The organism is Micromonospora deserti, from assembly GCF_003236335.1.
Taxonomy (GTDB): domain Bacteria; phylum Actinomycetota; class Actinomycetes; order Mycobacteriales; family Micromonosporaceae; genus Micromonospora; species Micromonospora deserti.
The window spans coordinates 32,152-52,989 of sequence record NZ_POUB01000017.1; the positions used below are offsets into that span (position 1 = coordinate 32,152).

Here is a 20,838-nt window from a genome sequence, read left to right on the forward strand (position 1 = left end):
CATAGAAAGTGGCGTCTACAAACGTGGACGCCATGTAACCGGCGGGGAACCTTCCAACGCTTCTCGTCCCGCTTCCGCCGGCCGCGCCCCCGCGGCCCGGGCGGCGCCTCACGTCCCTGACCGTTGCCGCCACAACGCAAGGAGTCCGTGCGCCATGACGTCCAGACGCAGTCTCATCCTCGGCGTGCCCGCTCTCTCCATCGCCGGCGCCCTCGCCATGCCGCGCGCCGCCGCCGCCAGCCACCACGACATCATCAGCTCGGGGAACTACTACCTCGGTGTTACGCCCGACGACGGCTCCCCCGACCGCGACGGGGGCCTCATCCCTCTAGCGCAGGGCGCGCTGGGCGACGGTGACCCCTCGCGGTTCGTCGGCTGGCGCGGGGCGAGCAACGCGCCCCGAACCATCGCCCTGGTCTTCGACCTGCTGAACGACCTCCCACTGGCACAGATCCGGATCGTCAGCAACGCCCCCGCCCCCGGCTGGGGGTTCACCGGGATCAGCGTGACCTACCGGTCCGAGGGCGACACCGCGTACCGCCTGGCCGGCAAGGCGACGAGGACCGGCGAGACGGACTACGAACTGGTGGTCCCGATGGCCGACCGGTCGGCCCGATTCGTTCGGATCGAGATCATCCGGTCCAGCGCCCTACTACACGTGCCACTGTCCCACGTGGAGATCCAACGTGGTCACGGCGACGCCGGGCCCCATCCCGGGCCGGCCTTCACCGTCGCTCAACTGCGGGCCGAGTTGGGCAGGTACACCCGGCTGGCGGACCGTTACGGGCAGTACCTCTACCAGGACTGGCCCGGCAAGGTCACCTCGGACGACCAGCTCCAGCGCGAGTACGCGCAGGAGGCGGCGGCGCTCGCCGGAGTCGCCCTCGACCCGGAGCGGTACGACCGGTACGGGGGTGTGAAGAGCCTCGGTCGGCACGGCGCCACGGGGTACTTCCGGGTGAAGAAGGTCGACGGGCGCTGGTGGTTCGTCACCCCGGACGGCCACCTGTTCTTCCTCAAGGCCGTGGACGCCTTCTCCGAGGAGGAATGGGGCTACGGCACGGTGTACGAGAATCCCGACGGCAGCCCGCGGGACATGTTCGACGAGCTACCCGATCCGGACCGGTTCGCCAACGCCTACGCCGTCGTCGAGAACGGGCTCATCACGGTCAACTTCGTCAAGGCCAACCTGATGCGTAAGTACGGCGACAACTACAAGGCGAAGTGGCGCGACCTCACCCACCGCCGGATGCTCGACTGGGGCTTCAACGCGCAGGGAAAGTGGCACCGGGACCCCGCCGTCCCCTTCCCGTACATCGAGCGGGCACCGACCCCGCTCGACGTGATCAAGGTGCGGTGGGCGATCGACCCGTTCGACCCGGACTTCTCCACCAAGCTGGACCGCACCTTCAACCTCAGGCCCTACCGCACGGACCCCTGGCTGATCGGGTACTTCTTCGAAAACGAGCGGGGATGGAACCGGGAGGTTGTGGGCGAGGTGGTCCGGCAGGCCGGCGACCTCCCGGCCAAGCGGGCGTTCATCCACTACCTCGCCGACGCCTACGCCGACAACCTGACCCGGGTGAACGAACTCCTCGGCACCAGCGCCCCGTCCTTCCGGGCGCTGGCGGACGAGCAGATCGACATCAACCGGGTGCCCCCGGGGGACGTCGCGGCGTTCATCACCCTGGCCGCGAAGCGGTACTTCCAGCAGGTGCGCAACGCCATCAAGCGGCAGGACCCGAACCACCTGTTCCTCGGCTCCTGCCTGGTGCCCACCTGGCGGACCAGTCCCGAGTGGAACGCTGGCGGGGTGGACCACGTCGATGTCCTGTCCTTCGACTGGTACTCGAACAACATCAGCGAGCTGACCCGGTACGGCGTGCACGACAAGCCGATCGTGAACCTTGAGTACTGCTTCATGCTGCCCGACCGCGGGATGACGTCGCACAACCCCTCGATCGCGGCCAGCAGCCAGGCCGACCGGGGGGTGAGGTACGCGTCGTTCATCGAGGCACTGGCCAGGACCCCGTTCTTCATCGGCTCGGCGTGGTTCGCCCATTACGACCAGGCGGTGACCAACAAGCCGGGCTCGACGGAGGCGTTCAACATCGGCCTGGTGAACCAACAGGACCAGCCCTACCACGAGATGACGAACATCATGCGGGAAACCAACCGGAGCCTGGAGATGATCCACCTCCAGGCCCCACCGTCCTGACCGCCGGCCGGCGGTGCGGACGTCGGCCACAGTCGGAGACGTCCGCGCCGGCCGGCGACACGTTCGCCGGTGACGATCCGAGAATCATGGAAGGTGCGGTGAAGTCGTGATCCCGTTGCGTGAGGGCTGGACTCTGCGGGTGGTGTCCGGGCCGCAGGTGCCGGCCGGGATTGTTGGCCGGGTGGCGGCGGCGACTGTGCCTGGTTGTGTGCATACCGATCTGCTGGCCGCCGGGCTGATCCCGGATCCGTTCCTCGATGACAACGAGCAGCGGGTGGCGTGGATCGGGCGGGCGGACTGGGTCTACGAGACGACGTTCACCCCGCCGCAGGGGGAGGCGGACCGGGTTGATCTGGTCTGTGCCGGGCTGGACACGGTGGCCAGGGTGACTGTCAACGGGGTGGAGGTGGGGCGTACCGAGAACATGCATCGGTCGTACCGGTTCGATGTCCGGTCGCTGCTGCGCGGTGGGGGCAACACGCTGGCCGTTCGGTTCGACTCGGCCTACCGGTATGCCGAGGTGCACCGGGAGCGGCTCGGCGGTCGGCCGAACGCCTACCCGGAGCCGTTCAACTTCATCCGGAAGATGGCCTGCAACTTTGGCTGGGACTGGGGGCCGACCCTGGTGACGGCCGGGATCTGGCAGGAGATCGGCCTGCACGCCTGGTCGGTCGCCCGGCTGGCGACCGTCCGGCCGGTGGTCACCATGGCCGGCCGCGACGGGCGGGTGGAGGTGCACGTCGAGGTCGAGCGGGCCACCGATGAGCCGCTCACCGTCCGGGCGGCGGTGGCCGGCGGGACCGCGTGCGTGACGATCCCGGCCGGCCGGCGGCAGGCCGTGCTCACCGTCACCGTCCGTGATCCGGTGCTGTGGTGGCCGCGGGGGTACGGCGGCCAGCATCGTCACCGGCTGGAGGTGAGCGTGTCCGACCCTGACGGCCGTGTCCTGGACATCTGGTCCCGGCGGATCGGTTTCCGGTCGGTACGCGTGGACACCACCCCGGACGCGCACGGCTCGCCGTTCGTCGTGCACGTCAACGACGTCCCGGTCTTCGTCCGGGGGGTGAACTGGATCCCCGACGACGTCTTCCCGACCCGGATCACCCGGCAGCGCCTGGCCGAGCGGCTCGGCCAGGCCGTCGGGGCGAACGTCAACCTGCTGCGGGTCTGGGGCGGCGGCCGGTACGAGTCGGAGGACTTCTACGACCTCGCCGACGAGTTGGGGCTGCTGGTGCAGCAGGACTTCCTCTTCGCCTGCGCGGCGTATCCGGAGGAGGAGCCGTTCGCCTCGGAGGTGGCCGCCGAGGCCGCCGAGCAGGTTACCCGGCTGGCCCCGCACCCGTCGCTGGTGCTGTGGACCGGCAACAACGAGAACCTGTGGGGCTGGCACGACTGGGACTGGCAGGAGCCGCTCGCCGGGCGCAGCTGGGGCCGCGGCTACTACCTGGAGCTGCTGCCCCGCATCGTTGGGGAGTTGGACCCGACCCGCCCGTACTGGCCGGGCAGCCCGTTCTCCGGCAGCGAAGACGTGCACCCCAACGAGCCGGCGCACGGCACCACGCACATCTGGGACGTCTGGAACACCGACGACTACACCCGGTACCGGGAGTACGTACCCCGGTTCGTCGCCGAGTTCGGGTGGCAGGCACCACCGGCGTACGCGACGCTGCGCCGGGCGCTGTCCGACCAGCCACTCGCCCACGACTGCCCCGGCATGGCGCACCACCAGAAGGCCGCCGACGGCGACCGGAAACTCCACCACGGCCTGGCCGCGCACCTGCCCGCACCGGCGGACTTCGACGACTGGCACTGGCTGACCCAGCTCAACCAGGCCCGGGCGATCCAACTCGGGGTGGAACACTTCCGCTCCCACCGGGGCGTGTGCATGGGCACCATCCTGTGGCAGCTCAACGACTGCTGGCCGGTCACCTCCTGGTCCACGATCGACGGCGACGGCCGACGCAAACCCCTCTGGTACGCGCTGCGCCGCGCCTACGCCGACCGGCTGCTCACCATCCAGCCCCGCGCCGGCGGCCTGGCCCTGGTGGCGGTCAACGACGGAGCCACCGCCTGGCGGGCCACCGCATCAGTGACCCGGCTGACCCTGTCCGGCGAGCCGAGGGCAAAGACCACACTGAACCTGAACGTGCCGGCATACGACACGACGACCCTGGCCCTGCCGGCGGAGCTGACGCGGCCCGACGAGCCCCGGCGCGAGCTGCTGGCGGCCAACGCCGGCGAGAGCGCGGGGCGGGCGTTCTGGTTCTTCGCCGAGGACAAGGACATCTCCTGGCCCGTGGCCCGGTGGGACGCGGTGATCGAGCCGCTGGCCGGTGGGCAGCGGGTCCAGGTGACCGCCGGGACGGTGCTGCGCGACCTCACCCTCTTCCCCGACCGGCTCGACCCGGCGGCCACCGTCGACGAGGCCCTGGTCACCCTGCTGCCCGGCGAGTCCGCGGCCTTCACCGTCCACTCGCCGGCGCCGCTGGACCCGGCGGCGCTGACCACCCACCCCGTGCTTCGCTGCGTCAACGACATCACCCGCGACCAGGCGACCTGACCGGGCGACCGGTCGTGCCGGCTCGGGCCCGATCATCCCCGAGCCGGCGGCCGGTGGGCCCACCGCTTCCCTGTCCGGGCCGACCTGCTCAGTGCGCGGCCACGGCCACCGCCTGCGGCGTGACCCCGCCGGGCCGTCCGGGCCGGACGACCACGAGCAGGACGACCGTCGCCGCCACCATTCCGCCGGCCACCACCACGGCCATCGCCACGACTCCGGTACCGAGCATCCCCACCATCGGCGCGGCCAACGCCCCGACGCCGAACTGCACCGCCCCGAGCAGCGCCGCGGCTGTGCCCGCCGCCTCGCCGTGCCGAGACAGCGCCAGGGCGGGCGCGTTCGGGAGGGCGAGCCCTCCCGCGGCGAGCACCACCCACAGCGACGCCAGGACGCTCGCGAGGCCACCAAGACCGGACACGGCGACCACGAGCAGCACGAGGCCGGCCGCGGTACCCACAGCCAGGGCGGTGACGAGGATCCGCTGCGGCGGATACCGGCGCAGCAGCCGCACGTTCAGTTGGGTAGCCGTGATCAGACCGATGGCGCCCGCTCCGAAAGCCAGCCCGAACTGTTGCTCATCGAGCCCGTACTGCTCCTGGAAGACAAACGACGACCCGGCCACGTACGCGAACAGCGCTGCCATGGCCAGCCCAGCGACCAGGACGAGACCGACGAACGTCCGGTCGCGCAGCAGCGAGCCGTACACCCGCGCGGTCGCCCCCACCCCGCCGTTAAGACGTCGTGCCGGCGGGAGGGTCTCCGGGAGCCCGACCGCCGCGACCGCGGCCAGCAACACACCAAACGCGGCGAGGGCCACGAACACACCCCGCCAGTCCGACCAGCGCAACAGCCCGCTACCCAGAGATGGGGCCAGGATCGGCGCCACTCCCATGACCAGCATCAGGCGGGAGAACAGCTTGGCGAAGGCGGCGCCGGTGAACAGGTCACGGACCACCGCCATCGCCACCACCGAGGCGGCCGCGGCGCCCAGCCCCTGCAGCACCCGCAGGGCGCCGACCACCCCGATGTTCGGCGCGAGGACGCACAGCACTGACGCCACCACGTGCAGCCCGATGCCAGCAAGCAGCGGAGCGCGCCGGCCTACCGCGTCGGACAGTGGGCCGATCAGCAACTGACCGAAGGCGAGCCCGGCGAGGGTGCCGGTGAGGGTCAGCTGCACGCCTGCCGACGTCGTGTGGAGATCCACGGCAATGTCCGGAAGCGCGGGCAGGTACATGTCGATGGTCAGCGGTCCGATCGCGATCAGCGAGCCGAGCACGAGGACGAGCCGCAGGCGTTGTCGGGCGCTCATCACATCACCAGACAGTTGGGGCGACGCGGTCACCTCGGCCCGGTCGGAGGCGGCGGTCATGACGCCTCCGCCGTCGGGTGGCGATGGAATCGGGGAGGCGAGCAGGCAGCGATCACACCTGCCACCAAATCTCTGCCAGGTGATCTCATTCCCCGCTCAGCGAGCGGGGTAACTTAACTCACACCCGGAGCCGACCGGGCACCCGCCTGGCGCTGCGCCCAGGGCTTCGGCCTGGCCTGCTGCACCTGCTGCGACTCCACCAATGCGGCGATGGCGGTCAGCGCCCGCCTGCTGCAGTTCACGTGGTGCTCCTTGCCTCGTCGATGGAGTCCAGGCCCCGTAGCGCGGGGCCGAGCATGAGGAAGCCGACCACCCCGGCCGCCGGGAACGCGGCGATGACCAACCAGGGCACGGCCGCGTCGGTGGTGGCGAAGATCTGGCCGACCAGCATGCTGCAGACCAGGACGCCGATCGCGCCGATACTGGCCAGAGCACCGAGGTACGTGCCGAGGTGAGCCTCGCCCGACAGCAGCAGCACCGCCTCCCGGCCGGCGGGCAGCACCAGCATCTGGCCGACCGTCAGCAGCACGACCAGGGCGGCGGCGACCAGCAGCACCCGCTCCGGCACGGCCGAGACGCCGACGGCTGTCACCACCGCGGCGACGGCGAGGGCGACGAACCCGGCGACCAGGCTGCCCAGCGTGCCCAGCGACCGCTGTGACCACCGGGTCACCGGAAGCTGCCCGGCCACCACCAGCGCTCCGGCGAGGGTGAACAACCAGCCCACGGCGGACGGGTCCACACCACGGCGGCCCAGCTCGAGAGGCAGTGCCAGGTACAGCTGGTTGTAGACGGTCAGGTAGCCGCTGAAGGCAACGGCGAACGCGAGGAAGCGCCGGTTGGCCAGCACGTCCCGCCATCCCGCCGCCAGAGCGACGCCACGGCTGCCGGGCGGCTGACCCGGCAGTAGCCGCCAGTGCGCGAGGAGGATCAGCACGAAGACCGCGGCCGCGACCGCGCACACCACCGGGAAGGTCGCACCCAGCGCGATCAACAGCGCCCCCAGCGCCGGCCCGGCGAGCGCACCGAGTTCGCTGCACACCGACCAGAGCGCGAACACGTCGGTACGGGCAACGCCGGAGGTCTGCTCGTCGCGGATCGTCTGCCGTGCCAGCTCCGCCTCGATCGCCGGGGTGAACAGCGCCGCCGCCACGCCGGTCAACACCACACCGACCAGCACGACCGCGGCGCCCTGCGCCACCGCGAGGCCGCCGAACCCGACCACCCGAACGCCGATGCCGGCCAGCGCCACCGGACGGGTGCCGAACCGGTCAGCCAGGGCCCCGCCGAGGAAGAACAACCCCTGCTGGCTGTACATCCGCAGGCCGAGGACCAGGCCGACGAACGCCCCCGACAACCCGAGATCGCCGGTCAGGTGCACGGCTAGGAACGGCAACACCAGGTAGAAGCCGACGTTGAACGCGAGCCCGGTGGCCACCAGTAGGCGGACCACCGGAGAGACCCGGGCCAGCAGCGCGAGCACCGCCCAACGGCGCCACACCGCCGGTCCACGCCGAGGTGGGATCCTGACTTCAGACACGGGCGCAAACGGTAACCGTTTGCATCTGCTGTCCAGCAGCCTGCGCGAAGCCTTAGGAGCTGCATCACATGTGGGGCACAGGCGAGCGTGACGGGCCTGAACGTGCGACCCCGCCGGCCGACCACGACGACCTGGTCGACTCGGCGGCGGTGGCCGCCCGCCCTGAAGCGGCACGGCCACAGGCGGACCGGACCAGGTCGCCACAGACGCAGCACGCAGGACGCGGGTCACCCTCGCTCGGAGTGCCCGGAGACGCCCAAGAGTTGTCGATGCTTTCTATCCTCAAAGGATGCTCGACACACCCCGGTCGGTAGCGGAGGCGGCGGAGAGAATCGGGTTCGGCAGGGTGGAACGAGCCTTCCGCCCGACGTACTCGGTCAACATCATCTCGGTCACGATGTTCCTGGGGTTCGGGGCCGCCTTCGGCGTCGCTGCCAGCACGATCACCAAGCCGATTGGAATCCTGCTCTTCGCCGTCCTCACCACCACAGCCCTGCTGCTGGCCGTGTGGGCCGTACTCGACACCTGGCGACTGATCCGCCGCCGGTTCTACCTGTGTGAGGGCGGCCTGCTCACCGCCGAGCACCTGACCCGGCTCACCAGGATGATCGCGTGGGACGACATCGCCGAGATCCGGCGCTACTACCTGCGCTGGTACACCGACAACGGCCCGCAAACCATGCACCGCTGCCGACTGCGCCTGACCGACGGCACCAGTCTCAACCTGGAGAAGCCGCCACTGGTGGACGGGCAGGACCTGTGCGAGGAGGTGGAACGGCGATCGGCCAAGGCCCGGATGCCGCACATACTCCACGCCTTGGAGGCGGCCGGCCGGGCCGACTTCGGCGCGATCACGATCACCCCGGACGGGGTGTCCTCGCCGGGCGGCTACGCCCTCTGGTCCGACATCAGCCTCGTGCGGCTGCGGCGCACCCGGCTGCAGGTCTGGACCCACGACGGCAGGAAGCCCGTCTCCGTCCTGATACGCCACGTCCCCAACCTGCTGAACGTGCTGATGATCCTCCGGCGCGAAGGGCTGCGGATGGACCTCCGCTTCTACCGTACGGCTTGACACTCGGCACCGCCGGCCACGCCGACGTCGGCGTGGCCGGCGGTGCCGGCGACCGGTTGCCGAGGAGCCGCAACTGTCGGGCCAGCTAACGCCCCGGCGCTACCAGCGCGCCGCCACGGTCAGCGTGGCGGCCCGCCGGGCCCGCCGCTGCCCGGGGCCTGACCGCCGCCGGTCGGGGTGGTGGTCGTGTCGACCGCGGCAACCAACGAGACCGCGTAGCCGGTGGTGACGTCGCCGGTCACGGTGCCGAGCTGGCTGGCGCCGCCGTCGTCGCCGAAGACGTTGTCACTCGTGATCGAGACCCGCGACAGGGTCTGAACCGACGCCTCGTAGCCCGGCTGCGCATAGACCGCCTTGCAGGCATCCTCGGGCAGGGCAACCTGCGAGGTGGCGATCGCATTGCCGGCGTCCGTGATGCTGGCCTGGTCAGGGTAGACCTCGAAATGAATGTGCGGCCACCGTCCGTCGTAGCAGGCCGGGAAGATGCTGGTGAAGCGCACCCGGCCGGCCGCGTCGGCTATCTGCACCCCGCGCAGATAGTTCTGGTCCGTGACCCCGTCGGAGTACATCGAGTACCGGCCCTCGCGGTCGCAGTGCCACACGTACACCGCGGTGCCGGCGAACGGCACGCCGCCGTTGGCCAGGTCCTGGATCACCAGCTCGAGCGTCATGGGTACGCCCTGCGCGGTGCCGCTGGCGTCGCCGAAGCTCGACCGGATGTCGGCACGCACGATGCCGCTGTCGTCCAGCACGTTCGGCCCGTTGGAGCCGTCACCCGGGTAGGGGCCGGCGGTCTCGTCGGGGATCTCGCCGGTGGCGGTGGTCGCGGGCGTCGACGACGAGGACGGCGTCGCCGAGCCGCCGCCCGACCCACAGGCCGCGAAGCCGAAGCTGGCGATGCCCAGGCCGAGCGCCCGCAGCATCCGTCGTCGTCCCATCATGGTGCCGAGGTCGAAGCCAAGCCCCTGGTCGACGAGTTCCTCATCGGGCCGGGGCAGCGGACGGCCCTCGTACCCCGGCATCGGATCGCGTTGCTGGCGGTGCGGCATAGTTCCTCCGATCGTGGTCCTGACGCCACCCGGCGCCACACCCACTCTCACCATCGCATTAGTGAGCCGGCTGTGGCCCGACTGTGATCAAGCTGTGCACCAGTGCCGGGCCCCGACCGGGGACGAACTCGACGTGGACCTGTCAGCGCTCGCTAATTGTTGGGTCCGTTGACGATCCAGGACAGGTTGAACCGCCGCCAGACGATCGCCCGGTGCGAGCGGGGGTCGCTGCCGTACTCGTAGAAGTCGGTCTCCACGAGCGCCCCGATCTTGTAATCGGCGGTCTTCGCGATGCTGGAGTAGCCACCCTCGTAGCCGACGCCGGAGATCGGTGCATCGCTGAGCTTGCGGCCATAGGTGTACGTCCGGGCGTCGGCGTCATAGCTGATCCGGACGCGCATCGCCCGGCGGCTCTCGGTGGACGCCGAGTTGAGAAAGATGGTCCGAGCCGGCGCGTCGATGTTGTAGGCCAACACCGAGCCCTGGCACTCCGGGTCGGGGAGCCCGGTGTCGTTGGCGAACGAGCCAAAGCTGCTAAGCGTGCCGCGCGCCACTCGCCGGTAGTCGCCGGAGTTCGGCCGATCGTTGCGGTAGAGGTTACCGTCGGGCGTCTGCGCGATCGTGCCCTCGTTGTTCGTCTCGCTCAGCCGTTGGTAGCGCCATTCCCGCTGCCCGTCGGGCCCGAGGGTGCCGACGATGTTGCGGCCCCGCGCCGGGACGACGAGCTCGCCGGAGCGCAGCTTTATCCCGTTGCCCGGGCCCACCGCGTCCCACGCCCAGCCGTCCGGCGTCAGGTCCGCGGTCATCTTTACCGGCGTCGACCAGCTGGCGCCGTCGTCGGTGCTCCTGCTCAGGTAGAGATGGCGCCGACCGGCGTCGGTGGAGTCGATCGCCTTGGTGCGCGAGCCATCCGGTAGCGGGTCGTTGCCGGACGCGCTGCGGTCGCCGGCGTTCCAGGACATGAAGAGGTAAATGGTGTTGCCGTCGACCACCGGCGTGGGGTTGCCCCAGGTGCCCGGGCCGGTTCCGACCACCTCCTTGAGCGGCTCCCAGTCGCCAGGTGCCGCGCCGTGGCTCGTGGCGGTCCTCGTGCGCTTGTAGACGAGGTTGATGTCACCGTAGTCGGCGTTGTTGTGCCGACGGCCCTCGGCGAAGGCCAGCAGGCGCCCGGTGCTGGTCTTGACCACCGCCGGGATCCGGAAGGAGTGGAACCCGACCCCGCTCGCCAGCCGATCCGGACTGGACATGTTCGCACTGCGGAACAGCGGGAAACCGACGTGGTACTGGGCCGCCGACCCGGCGGGGTCGTCGACCGCCGCGGAGGCGGAGCCGTAGGGTGCTACGACCGCGGCTACGGCGGTGGTGAGGCAGGCCAGTCCTAGGGCGGCCGCGCGTTTGACGATCAACGTGTCTCTCCTCAGCCCTCGGGTACGTCTGGGCGGGACAGTAGCTGGTCTATGTGAACGTGGCGGACGTCGCCGATGTCGCGGGACCTGTCGATGGCGGTCGCAGAAGTACCCGCCCGGCGGTGCCCGCGGACATTGGCTGGGACCCGCGCTCAGATCCGGTGCGGCCTCGTCGACCGCGATCAACACGTATCGGGCTCCAGGTTCGCGGTCAACGCGGCGAGCTGGGCTCGCCGGTCCGCGACGGTACGTGGCCACCCCTTGGCGTCCGGGCGGGTCTGCCAGGGCCGTGGCCCCGACTCCGGGCGGTACTCGACACCCAGCGCGTCCAGCCGCGCGAGGTGCGCGCCCAGCCGATCGCGGAAGTCGGCGGGATCCCGTGCGCGCGGCCCCCACGCCACCTCCGCGAACGCGCACAACCGGGGAAAGACCATGTAGTCCACCGCCCGGGCGGAATCCATGTGCTCCGTCCACACGTTGCACTGCGCGCCGATCACCCGGCCCGCCTCGGTCGCGGTCAGCTCGTCCGGTACCGGCTCGAAACCATAGACGTTCATCGTGGACAGCACGGTGCCCACCGGGATTGGCTCCCCCTCGTGCTCGGACTGTCGATAGTCGAGGTATGCCCACATGTCAGGGCAGGCCACGACGTCGAGCCCGGCACGCGCGGCGAGCACGGTCGTACCCGGTCCGCGCCAGGCAGCGACCGTCGCGCCGGCCGGGGCGCCGCCTTCCATGATCTCGTCCCAGCCGTAGACCCGGCGGCCCCGGCCGGCCAGGTGCGCGGCGAGCTGCCCGACGAACCAGCTCTGCAACGCGTCCTCGTCGGGCAGTCCCAACTCCCGCATCCGGGCCTGGGCCTGCGGGCTCGCCCGCCACTCGTCCTTCGGGCACTCGTCGCCGCCGATGCTGACGTACCGGCTCGGGAACAGCTCGCAAACCTCGTCGAGGACGTCGCGGCAGAACCGCAGGGCCGCGTCGGACACGTTGAGGACGTGGGTTGAGCAGCCCCACCCCGTCCAGACCGACAGCTCCTCGGCACCGTTACCCAGCCACGGGTATGCCGCGATCGCGGCCTGCGTGTGCCCGGGCAGGTCGACCTCGGGTACGACGGTGACGTGACGGTCGGCCGCGTAGGCGACGATCTCCCGGATGTCGTCCGGGGTGTAGAAGCCTCCGTGCGGTCGAGCGTCGTATGTGCCGTGCTGACGGGAACCGCGCATGCTCGCCGCGCGCCAGGCGGCGACCTCGGTCAGCCGTGGATACCTTTCACACGCCAACCGCCAGCCCTGATCGTCGGTCAGGTGCAGGTGCAACACGTTGAACTTGTGCAGCGCGAGCAGATCCACGAAGCGCAGCACGTCGGCCGTGGGCAGGAAGTGCCGTGCGACGTCGAGCAGGCAGCCCCGCCAGGCGAACCGGGGCGCGTCGGTGATGTCGACGCAGGGCAGCTCCCAAGGGCCGTCGCCGACTCGGGCGCGTCGCAACGCCGACGGTGGCAGGAGCTGCCGGAGGGTCTGCGCGCCGTAGAACACCCCGGCCGGTGAACCACCGGCGAGGTCCACCCCGTCCGGTGTCACGCTCAGCCGGTACCCCTCATCCGGAAGCACCGGGTCGAGCCGCAGCCGTATGGCGGCGTCCGCCGCCGGCGGCAGCCAGCACCCGGTCGGTGGGCCGAGCGTGGCGCGCAACCCCGCCGCGACCTGGTTGAGTTCGGGTGGTGCGGCCAGGCCGGTGCCCGCGTCGATCCGGAACGTGCCGGGCCTTCGTTCCAGGCCGGAGGGCCGGGGGATGATCAATCCTTCACCGCCCCGCCGAGGCCGGACACCAGCCGCTTCTGCACCAGGATGAAGAAGATGAGCACCGGGACGGTCATGAGCACCGACGCGGCCATGATGCCACCCCAGTCGTTCTCATCCGGTTTGAAGAACACCAGCAGCGCCATGGGCAGGGTTTGGTTGTCGGTCGCGCTGATGATGAACGTCCGCGCGAAGAGGAAGTCGTTCCACGCGGTGATGAAGGAGAAGACGCTGGTGGCGGCGAGCCCCGGCGCGACGAGCGGGAAGAGGATCCGCCACAGCACGGTACGGCGGCTGGCACCGTCGAGCATGGCCGCCTCCTCCAACTCCTCGGGGATGGCGGCGACGAAGCCGCGCAGCATCCAGACCGCGAACGGCAGCGAGAACGCCAGATGCACCAGCACGAGCGAGCCGAGCGTGTTGAGTCCCACCTCCGGTACGACGGCGCCGACGTCCCGGATCAGGAAGAACAACGGAATCGTCAGCGCCTCGATCGGCACCATCTGCGCCACCAGGAACATGACCAGGATCGTGCTGCGGAAGCGGAACCGGAACCGGGTGAGCGCCACCGCGGCGAGGAACGCCACCAGCCCGGACAGCGCCACCACGGCCAGCGCGACCAGGAGGCTGTTGACGAGGTACCGCCCGAAGTCCTCCGCACCCAGCACGCGCCGGAAGTGGTCCAGCGTCGGAGCGAGCGTCCACGGCCGCTGCGACAGCGACTGCATCTCCCCCGCCGGCTTCAGCGCGGAGAGCAGCATCCAGTAGATCGGGAAAACGGTGACCAGCGCGACGACGGTAGCGGTCAGGTCGGCGGCTCGCCGCCACCACGATCCGGTCGTCACAGCGGCTCTCCCCCGCGACGCAGCGCCCGCAGATAGAGCAGAGTGACCACGAGCAGGATGAGCATCATGACCACGCCGATCGCCGAGCCCAGGCCGTACTCGGAGGCGGCGAACGCCTGCTGGTACGCGTAGACGTTGAGGGTGAGGTTCTGCCCAGCGATGCCGCCCCCGCCGGTCATCACATAGATCTGGGTGAAGACCTTGAAGTCCCAGATGATCGACTGGATGACCACGATGACCAGCAGCGGGCGGATCATCGGTACCACGATCTGCCAGAACGACCGCCAGTGGCTGGCGCCGTCCAGCGCCGCCGCCTCGAGCATCTGCTCGGGGATGGCGCGGATTCCCGCGTACAGCGTGACCATGACGAACGGGAACGAGTGCCACACCACGGCCGCGCCGACCAGCGCGAACGTGCTGTACCGGTCGTAGGTCCAGTTGTGCCCGTCGAGCCCGAGCACCTGGTTGACCAGGCCCAGGTTGGCGTCGAACAGGAACATCCAGACCGTGGAGCCGGTGATCGCCGGAGCGGCCCAGGCCGCCATCGCGGCGAGTGACAGGGCGTACCCGGGCCACCTGCTGACCCGGGTCAGCAGGACGGCCAGTGCGGCGCCGACGGCCAGCGTCGCCGCCACGCAGGCGGCGGCGAACCCGACCGTGGCCAGCAGGACCGACCAGAACTTCCCGTCCCGCAGCAACGTCAGGTAGTTGTCGAGGCCGACGAACCGGGTCGGCTGGCCGCCGCTGACCTGTGCCTGCCGGAAGTCCAGTACGGACAGCAGACCGAGTTGGTAGATCGGGTAGACGAACAACGGCAGCAGCACGGCGGCGGCCGGGATGAGCAGCCACAGCGGGGTGCGCCGGCGCATTCTGAGGCGGGTGCGGCGGCCCGCGGGGGCGGGGCGGACCCCTGATCGCGGTTCCGCCAGCGCCGTTGACGCGGTGCTCATTGGGCGAGGGCGGCGGTGATCGCGGTCGCCGCTTCGTCGGTCGCCTGCTCGACGGTCGCCTGACCGGTGACGATCTTCTCCAGCATCGTGGGGATCACCGCCTGCGCGTCGATCTTGCCCCAACCCGGGTGCAGCGGTACGAAGCGGGTACCGGCGGCGATGGTGTCGAGGAACGGCCGGAGGAACGGCTCCTTGCCGGCCAGCTCGGTACGGGCCGAGGTGAGCGTCGGCAGGTTGCCCATCGCGTCGTACATCTGCTGCTGGTACTTCTTGCTCGCGAGCAGCTTCAGGAAGTCGGCGGCCAGCGTGCGGCGCTGGGTGTTCTTCATGATGCCGAGGTTGTTGCCGCCGGCGAAGGCGGGGGCGATCGAACCGGGCGTCGTCCCGGGCAGCGGCACCACCGCGTACTTACCCTTGGCCGCGCCGGCCTCCACGGCGGTGCGGTTGAAGTTGCCGAGGATGGCCATCCCGGCCTTGCCGCTGGCGAACAGCTCGACGGTCTTGCCGCCGGTGAGGTCCGCGCACTGCTGCGGCGGGCAGTTGTCTGGCTTGATCAGGTCGGTGTACGCCTTGATCCCCGCGCGGGACTGCGGGGAGTTGATCGCAGCGGTGTAGCGGTCGCCGGACGTGGCGGCGATGTCGCCTCCGGCGTCCCAGACGAACGGTAGGGCTGCGAAGGTGTACTTGCCGCCGACCGCGAGGCCGAACAGGTCCGGTTTCGCCGCGCGGATCTTCCGGGCCGCGGCGACCAGCTGCTCCTGCGAGGTCGGCGGGGTCAGGCCGAGCTCGGCGAAGACATCGGTTCGGTAGTAGAGGGCACGCACCCCCAGGTACCAGGGGACGCCGTAGAGCTTGCCGTCGGTCGTCGCGCTGGCGCGCAGATCCGGGCCCAGATCCTTGCCCTCGGCCCACCCGTCGACATCCGCGCCGAGGTCGGCGAGCCCACCGGCCGCCACGTACTCGGGCAGGTCGGTGTTGCCGAACTCCACCACGTCGGGTGCACTCGCCGGGTCGTTGAACGCGCCCCTGAACCGCTCGCTGCGGGTCTGCACCGCGAGGTACTGGACGTCGACAGTCACCTCCCGGTGCGCGGCGGTGAACTCGGCAACCGCCTCGTCGATCACCCTTTGCTTCGGTGCGCGGTTGGGTTCGTCGAACAGCCAAACCCGCAGCGTCCCGGTGGTCTTGTCGTCACCGCCGCCCGAGGACGGCGCGGTGGCGGGCGCACACCCGCCTACCAGGAGACCGGCCACCAACACCGCGGCGAGTGCCTTCGCCAATCGAACATTCATTGCGGCTCCTTGAAACGGGCCAGGTTCGGAAATGGTTCGGTAATCGCAGGGTCATAGCGTGGGGCCGCCGTCGGCTGGTAGTCAAGACCTCAGGGATTCAGAAATAGGTCTGAAGAACATCGGTAACCACCCGGTCATCGTCAACGACCGGGATCGCCCGCCACTTGTCGAAGGCGGTGCACGGATGGGAGATGCCGAAGCCGATGAGGTCACCGGGACGTACCGGCGCCGTGCCCGCGGTCGCGAGGAACCCGTGATGGTCGTTGACCCTGGTCACCCGAAGGCCATGCGCGGGCACCAGCGTGCCGTCCGTCCGCCGGACCCAGGCCGCCTCCGGTAGTCCTTCGTCGTACGGGACGTCCCGCTTGCCCATGCCGACGACGGCCAGGCCATCCTCCGGTGTGGACAGCACCTGGGCCCACACCTCGATCGCGGCCTCGAGGAAGCCCTGGTCCGGCACGTGCCGGAACGGGGAGCGCAGCCGGTAGAAGCCGTCGTCATGCGCGACGTACGCCCCGCTGCGCAGGACCGTCGTCAAGCGATGCCCGGGCAGCCATTGGCCGGCGAGCCGCTCGGCGACGAGGTCGAAGTACGCGCTGCCACCCGCCGCGACCACCGCCTCCGCTGGCAGCAGGCCGCGCTCCGCGAGATCCCGGGTGGCCTCACGGACCCGGTCGAGGAACGCGGCGACGTGGGCGCGTTCGGGCAGCCCGCCCTCGTAGGCGGCCACCCCGGCCAGGTCCAACCGGGGCGCCGCGTGGACGGCGGCGGCGACGTCGGCGAGTTCGGCGAGGGTGCGGCACCCGGTTCGGCCACCCGGGTAGCCCAGTTCGACCAGCACCCGTAGCGGCCGGTCGCCGGGAGCCGTGCGCAGGGCGTCGGCGGCGACCGACACGCCGCTGGTCGAATCGACCTGGAAGAGGAAGTCGAAGCCGTGCTCGGTCTCGCCGGCCGCCCAGCGCAGCGGGGTCGGGTCGAGCAACTGGTTGGCCAGGACGACGCGCGGCACACCCATCGCGCGTACGGCGAGCGCCTGACTGGCGGTGGCCACCGTGACACCCCACGCACCGGCCGCCAGCTGAGCGGCGATGAGCGAGGGCGCCATGGTGGTCTTCCCGTGCGGCGCGAACGCGAGCCCGTGCCGGGCGCAGAAGTCGGCGAGGGTCCGGATGTTGCGCTCGATCGCGGTGCGCCGCACGACGAGAATGGGCCAGGTGAAGGCCGCGCTGAACAGGTGGTGCCCGGCTGCGGCGAAGTCGGCGGCGTCCACCGCCGGCCCCGGCCACCAGAAGCCCTTGGTACGCCAGTCGATCTGTCCCTCGACGTTCATCTGGCTGCCTTCCTGTCGGTGTCGCGAGCCGGCACGTGACCATCGCGACGGGCCAGACGTGATCATCGCGATGCGGGAGCTTGACCATCGCGGCGCGAGGCCGCACTCTTGGAACGAGTTTCAGCGAGCTACTTTCGAACCGGATCGTATTTGAGGAGCAGGCCCTGTGGCGATGGTGATCGGACTCGTGATCCACGCGAGCCACCGCAGCCGGTTCGAGGCTGCGGCCCTCACCCTGGCCGGGGTGACCCTGGAATGGGTGACCTACGAGCGCGAGGACGAAATCCGTGACCGGGTACGTGACCTGCTGGACCGCCGGAACGTCGCCGGGTTGCTGCTCGGGCCGGTGCCGTACGCCCGGTCCCGCGACGTACTCCCCGCCGACCTTCCGGTCACCGTCCTCCGGTCCGCCGGGCTCGACCTGGCCCTCGCCTGGTGCCGCGCGCTCACCGAGGGCTGGCCCGCCACCCCGGTCAGCATCGACACCTTCGACCGGGAAACCATCGACGAGGTGGCCCACGCACTCGAGCTGGACCGCAGCCAGATCGCCTGCCTGCCGTTCGACCCGAAGCAGCGCATCGAGGACATCGTCGAGTTTCACCGCGACGCACTGCGCATGTCCGGCGGCGCGTACCTCATCAGCGTGCGCACCGGCGTCATGGACGCGTTCGCGGGCAGCGTACCGGTCCTCAGCGGCCTGCCGGGTCCCACCACCATTCGCGCCGAGCTGCACGAACTGGCCCTACGAATCCAGTCGAAGCAAGCCAACGAACTCCGCTTCGCCGCCGGGGTCTTCCTCATCACCAACCACTCACCCGACCTGGACCGGGCCCGGATCGGCCTGATGAACATGCTGCTCAACACCCCCGAGTTCGCGGACTGCTGGATCGAGGACCGGGACCGACGCGGGGTGGTGGTCTTCGCACACCGCGCCCTGTTCGAAACGGTCACGCACAGCTGGTCCAGCCTGCCCGTGCTCGCGCAGGCCCAGGAGACCCTCGGCGTCCGCGTCGTCGCCGGCTTCGGCATCGGCGCCTCCGCACGGACCTGCGTCGCCCTCGCCGAACGGGCCGCCGCCCGCGCCGAACAGGATGCGGCACCCGGCGCCTACCTCATCGAGGACAGCGGGGTGGTCATCGGCCCGATGGGGCCGGCCGGCACGCCGCTGTCCTTCACCTACCGTGAGCACGGTGCCGACATCGAGGAGTTGGCCCGCAACGTCGGGCTCAGCCCGGCCACGCTGTCCCGGCTGACCGCCATCGAGCGCAGCCTCAACGGCAGGTCCGTCTCCCCCAGCGACCTGGCCACCTCACTGGGGATCACCGACCCGAGCGGGCGACGGCTGATCCGCAAGCTCAGTGAGCACGGCCTGGTCGTCCCCGACGGCAGCGCGCAGGTCAACCGCAAGGGCCGCCCGACCCGCCTGTACCGGCTCGCGATCAGCGAAACGCGCCGGTGAGCCACCAGGCAAAGGACGACCTGCTCCTCACCGGCGGGCACGTCATCGATGTCGGCGGCGGGCACGTCGGCCGGTACGACGTCGCCGTCCGGGCCGGCCGGATCGCCGCCATCAAGCCGGCACTGCCGGCCGACGGTGCCCTGCGGGTCGTCGACGTACGGGGCAAGGTCGTCACCCCGGGCCTGATCGACCTGCACACCCACGTCGCCGCCCGGGCCACCTACTGGGGCATCGACCCGGATCCGGTCGCGTGGCGCTCCGGCGTCACAACCTGGGTCGACGCCGGATCGGCGGGGGCCTACTCGCTCGACGCGTTCCGGGTCGCACTGCGCCGCCTGGAGGTCCGGGTGCCCGTACTGCTGAACATCTCCGCACTCGGGCTCACCGGGCGGACCGGCGAGAGCCGTGACCTGGACAACTGCGACGTGGACCTGGCCATCGCCACGGTGCGGGACAACCGGGACCTGGTGGCCGGGATCAAGGTCCGCATCGACCGGGAGACCGTGGGCCGGAACGGGATCGAGCCGCTGCGCCGGGGCATTACCGCCGCCGAGGCGTGCGACGTCCCGGTGATGGTCCACATCGGTACGTCCCCGCCGGCTGTCGCCGACGTCCTCGCGCTCCTGCGCCCCGGTGACATCGTCACCCACTGCGCCAGTGCCATCGCGGCAGGACCGCAGTTAGTCAGCCCGGCGATGCACGACGCGTACGCCAGGGGGGTGCTGTTCGATCTCGGTCACGGCTCCGGGGGCTTCGCCTTCGACGTGCTCGAAGCCCAACTGGAGTCGGGGTTGACACCGCACACCGTATCGTCGGACCTGCACGCGCGGTGCCTGTACGGGCCGGTGTTTGACCTGCCCACGACGATGGCGAAGCTCCTGGCGGTCGGCCTACCGCTCGACGAGGTGGTGGCCGCGGCGACCATCCGCCCGGCGCAGGCGCTCAACCTGCCGGGCGGCGCGGGCACACTCAGCCCCGGAGCGCCCGCTGATTTGGCCGTCTTCACCGTGAAGGAGGGCCCGGTCGAGCTGGTCGATGCCCACCGGCAGCGCCGCGTCGGCAAGCAGCGGCTGGTCAACGACGCCACGTACGTGGCCGGACGCCTGCTGCCACCCCGCCTGCCCGAGCCGCCACGCCCATGGATCCCGCTCACCACCGCCCAGCGGCACGCCCTGGACAACCGTGCCGGTGCGCTGCGTGCGCTGTTCAGCGCGCCTCTGGTCGGCCCCGACGGGCTGGCCGAACAGTTTCCACGACGACCGGAACAGCCTCCGGGTACGGATGAGAGAGGTTGACATGCCCAAGCGCGTCATCGCCACCGACCAGGCCGCGCAACCCGGCGGCCCGTACTCCCAGGCCGTGGTCGCCGGAGACCATGTGTACCTGGCCGGCGCCACCCCGGTGCTGCCCGACGGGGCGTGGGTGCGCGGCACGTTCGCCGAGCAGGCGCGGGCGGCGTTCACCAACCTCGCCCGCGTCGCCGAGGCTGCCGGCGCCGACCTGAGCCAGGCCGTCCGCGTCGGGGTCTACCTGCGCGACTTCGCCGACTTTCCCGAGATGAACAGGATCTACGTGGAGTTCTTCGGCGAGCGGAACCTGCCGGTCCGCACGACGCTGCCGGTCGCGCTGGAAGGCTTTGACATCGAGGTCGACGCCATTCTCTACACCGGCGTCTGACCCGCCGTAGCTGCTCCCTTATCGCACCGCGCCTCGGTGTCCGCTACCAGCTCGGACGAGAAAGTCTCACCGTCACCGCAGGTTCTTCACCCAACCCCGACCGCGACCGCCCCGCCGGGATTACCGTACGTTAACGTGACTACCTTTCGCGTTGCTACGATGACGCTGAGTGGCGCCTTGGTGATGTCCGCGGTGGTGGCTGTGCCACCGCGGGCGACGGCCGCACCGGACGTGGCATGCCCAACCGTGCAGCCGCCGGTGCCCCCGCC

Annotated in this window: 16 protein-coding genes; 6 read left to right on the plus strand and 10 right to left on the minus strand. The window is 70.5% G+C overall.

What is annotated here, in order from left to right:
- Positions 1 to 154 precede the first annotated feature (154 nt).
- On the plus strand, positions 155 to 2,218 hold the full coding sequence (locus C1I99_RS04920; protein ID WP_146603892.1) for a hypothetical protein: 2,064 nt from the start codon (positions 155 to 157) through the stop codon (positions 2,216 to 2,218).
- 106 nt (positions 2,219 to 2,324) lie between these two features.
- On the plus strand, positions 2,325 to 4,778 hold the full coding sequence (locus C1I99_RS04925; protein ID WP_111132944.1) for a glycoside hydrolase family 2 protein: 2,454 nt from the start codon (positions 2,325 to 2,327) through the stop codon (positions 4,776 to 4,778).
- An 88-nt stretch (positions 4,779 to 4,866) separates the two neighbouring features.
- On the opposite strand, the gene C1I99_RS04930 is transcribed toward C1I99_RS04925, so the two are convergent.
- The 3 genes from C1I99_RS04930 to C1I99_RS04935 form a co-directional block, all read right to left on the minus strand.
- A complete protein-coding gene (locus C1I99_RS04930) occupies positions 4,867 to 6,090 on the minus strand; it encodes a multidrug effflux MFS transporter (RefSeq protein ID WP_111132959.1) in 1,224 nt (407 codons plus the stop codon).
- Between the two features lie 173 nt (positions 6,091 to 6,263).
- Entirely contained in the window at positions 6,264 to 6,392 is a 129-nt protein-coding gene (locus C1I99_RS34505) for a hypothetical protein (RefSeq protein ID WP_267897471.1), read from the minus strand.
- Positions 6,389 to 7,690, minus strand: coding sequence for an MFS transporter (locus C1I99_RS04935; RefSeq protein WP_199561958.1), 1,302 nt, complete (start codon positions 7,688 to 7,690; stop codon positions 6,389 to 6,391). Before C1I99_RS04935 ends, C1I99_RS34505 begins: the two co-directional genes overlap by 4 nt.
- Before the next feature lie 289 nt (positions 7,691 to 7,979).
- On the opposite strand from C1I99_RS04935, the gene C1I99_RS04940 reads away from it, so the two are divergent.
- Positions 7,980 to 8,762: a DUF6585 family protein gene (locus C1I99_RS04940; RefSeq protein WP_146603893.1), complete on the plus strand. Its 783-nt coding sequence runs from the start codon at positions 7,980 to 7,982 to the stop codon at positions 8,760 to 8,762.
- 119 nt (positions 8,763 to 8,881) lie between these two features.
- Here the strand turns inward: C1I99_RS04940 and C1I99_RS04945 are convergent, their stop codons facing one another.
- The 7 genes from C1I99_RS04945 to C1I99_RS04975 all read right to left on the minus strand — a co-directional run bounded on the left by C1I99_RS04945 (position 8,882) and on the right by C1I99_RS04975 (position 17,433).
- Positions 8,882 to 9,784: an intradiol ring-cleavage dioxygenase gene (locus tag C1I99_RS04945; protein ID WP_199561959.1), complete on the minus strand. Its 903-nt coding sequence runs from the start codon at positions 9,782 to 9,784 to the stop codon at positions 8,882 to 8,884.
- 179 nt (positions 9,785 to 9,963) lie between these two features.
- Entirely contained in the window at positions 9,964 to 11,217 is a 1,254-nt protein-coding gene (locus C1I99_RS04950) for an exo-alpha-sialidase (protein WP_111132947.1), read from the minus strand.
- Positions 11,218 to 11,399: 182 nt separating this feature from the next.
- Entirely contained in the window at positions 11,400 to 13,016 is a 1,617-nt protein-coding gene (locus C1I99_RS04955) for a beta-N-acetylhexosaminidase (RefSeq protein WP_111132948.1), read from the minus strand.
- Positions 13,013 to 13,861, minus strand: coding sequence for a carbohydrate ABC transporter permease (locus C1I99_RS04960; protein WP_111132949.1), 849 nt, complete (start codon positions 13,859 to 13,861; stop codon positions 13,013 to 13,015). Before C1I99_RS04960 ends, C1I99_RS04955 begins: the two co-directional genes overlap by 4 nt.
- Positions 13,858 to 14,730, minus strand: coding sequence for a carbohydrate ABC transporter permease (locus C1I99_RS04965; protein ID WP_199561960.1), 873 nt, complete (start codon positions 14,728 to 14,730; stop codon positions 13,858 to 13,860). Before C1I99_RS04965 ends, C1I99_RS04960 begins: the two co-directional genes overlap by 4 nt.
- Before the next feature lie 77 nt (positions 14,731 to 14,807).
- Positions 14,808 to 16,103, minus strand: coding sequence for an extracellular solute-binding protein (locus C1I99_RS04970; protein ID WP_111132951.1), 1,296 nt, complete (start codon positions 16,101 to 16,103; stop codon positions 14,808 to 14,810).
- A 97-nt stretch (positions 16,104 to 16,200) separates the two neighbouring features.
- Positions 16,201 to 17,433, minus strand: coding sequence for an alanine racemase (locus C1I99_RS04975; RefSeq protein ID WP_111132952.1), 1,233 nt, complete (start codon positions 17,431 to 17,433; stop codon positions 16,201 to 16,203).
- A 172-nt stretch (positions 17,434 to 17,605) separates the two neighbouring features.
- On the opposite strand from C1I99_RS04975, the gene C1I99_RS04980 reads away from it, so the two are divergent.
- The 3 genes from C1I99_RS04980 to C1I99_RS04990 are packed head-to-tail and all read left to right on the plus strand — an operon-like array spanning position 17,606 to position 20,569.
- On the plus strand, positions 17,606 to 18,892 hold the full coding sequence (locus C1I99_RS04980; protein ID WP_111132961.1) for a helix-turn-helix domain-containing protein: 1,287 nt from the start codon (positions 17,606 to 17,608) through the stop codon (positions 18,890 to 18,892).
- Positions 18,889 to 20,187 (plus strand): amidohydrolase/deacetylase family metallohydrolase, encoded by a 1,299-nt coding sequence (locus C1I99_RS04985; protein WP_111132953.1) that lies wholly within the window; start codon positions 18,889 to 18,891, stop codon positions 20,185 to 20,187. Before C1I99_RS04980 ends, C1I99_RS04985 begins: the two co-directional genes overlap by 4 nt.
- Before the next feature lies 1 nt (position 20,188).
- Positions 20,189 to 20,569: a RidA family protein gene (locus tag C1I99_RS04990; protein WP_111132954.1), complete on the plus strand. Its 381-nt coding sequence runs from the start codon at positions 20,189 to 20,191 to the stop codon at positions 20,567 to 20,569.
- Positions 20,570 to 20,838 lie beyond the last annotated feature (269 nt).

What these genes read in the sequence shown, in the direction of transcription:
- C1I99_RS04920 (WP_146603892.1), top strand. Translation starts at nt 155, where the DNA reads ATGACGTCCAGACGCAGTCTCATCCTCGGCGTGCCCGCTCTCTCCATC.
- C1I99_RS04930 (WP_111132959.1), bottom strand. Translation starts at nt 6,090, where the DNA reads ATGAGCGCCCGACAACGCCTGCGGCTCGTCCTCGTGCTCGGCTCGCTG.
- C1I99_RS04940 (WP_146603893.1), top strand. Translation starts at nt 7,980, where the DNA reads ATGCTCGACACACCCCGGTCGGTAGCGGAGGCGGCGGAGAGAATCGGG.
- C1I99_RS04945 (WP_199561959.1), bottom strand. Translation starts at nt 9,784, where the DNA reads ATGCCGGGGTACGAGGGCCGTCCGCTGCCCCGGCCCGATGAGGAACTC.
- C1I99_RS04965 (WP_199561960.1), bottom strand. Translation starts at nt 14,730, where the DNA reads ATGCGCCGGCGCACCCCGCTGTGGCTGCTCATCCCGGCCGCCGCCGTG.
- C1I99_RS04970 (WP_111132951.1), bottom strand. Translation starts at nt 16,103, where the DNA reads ATGAATGTTCGATTGGCGAAGGCACTCGCCGCGGTGTTGGTGGCCGGT.
- C1I99_RS04975 (WP_111132952.1), bottom strand. Translation starts at nt 17,433, where the DNA reads ATGAACGTCGAGGGACAGATCGACTGGCGTACCAAGGGCTTCTGGTGG.
- C1I99_RS04980 (WP_111132961.1), top strand. Translation starts at nt 17,606, where the DNA reads ATGGTGATCGGACTCGTGATCCACGCGAGCCACCGCAGCCGGTTCGAG.
- C1I99_RS04990 (WP_111132954.1), top strand. Translation starts at nt 20,189, where the DNA reads ATGCCCAAGCGCGTCATCGCCACCGACCAGGCCGCGCAACCCGGCGGC.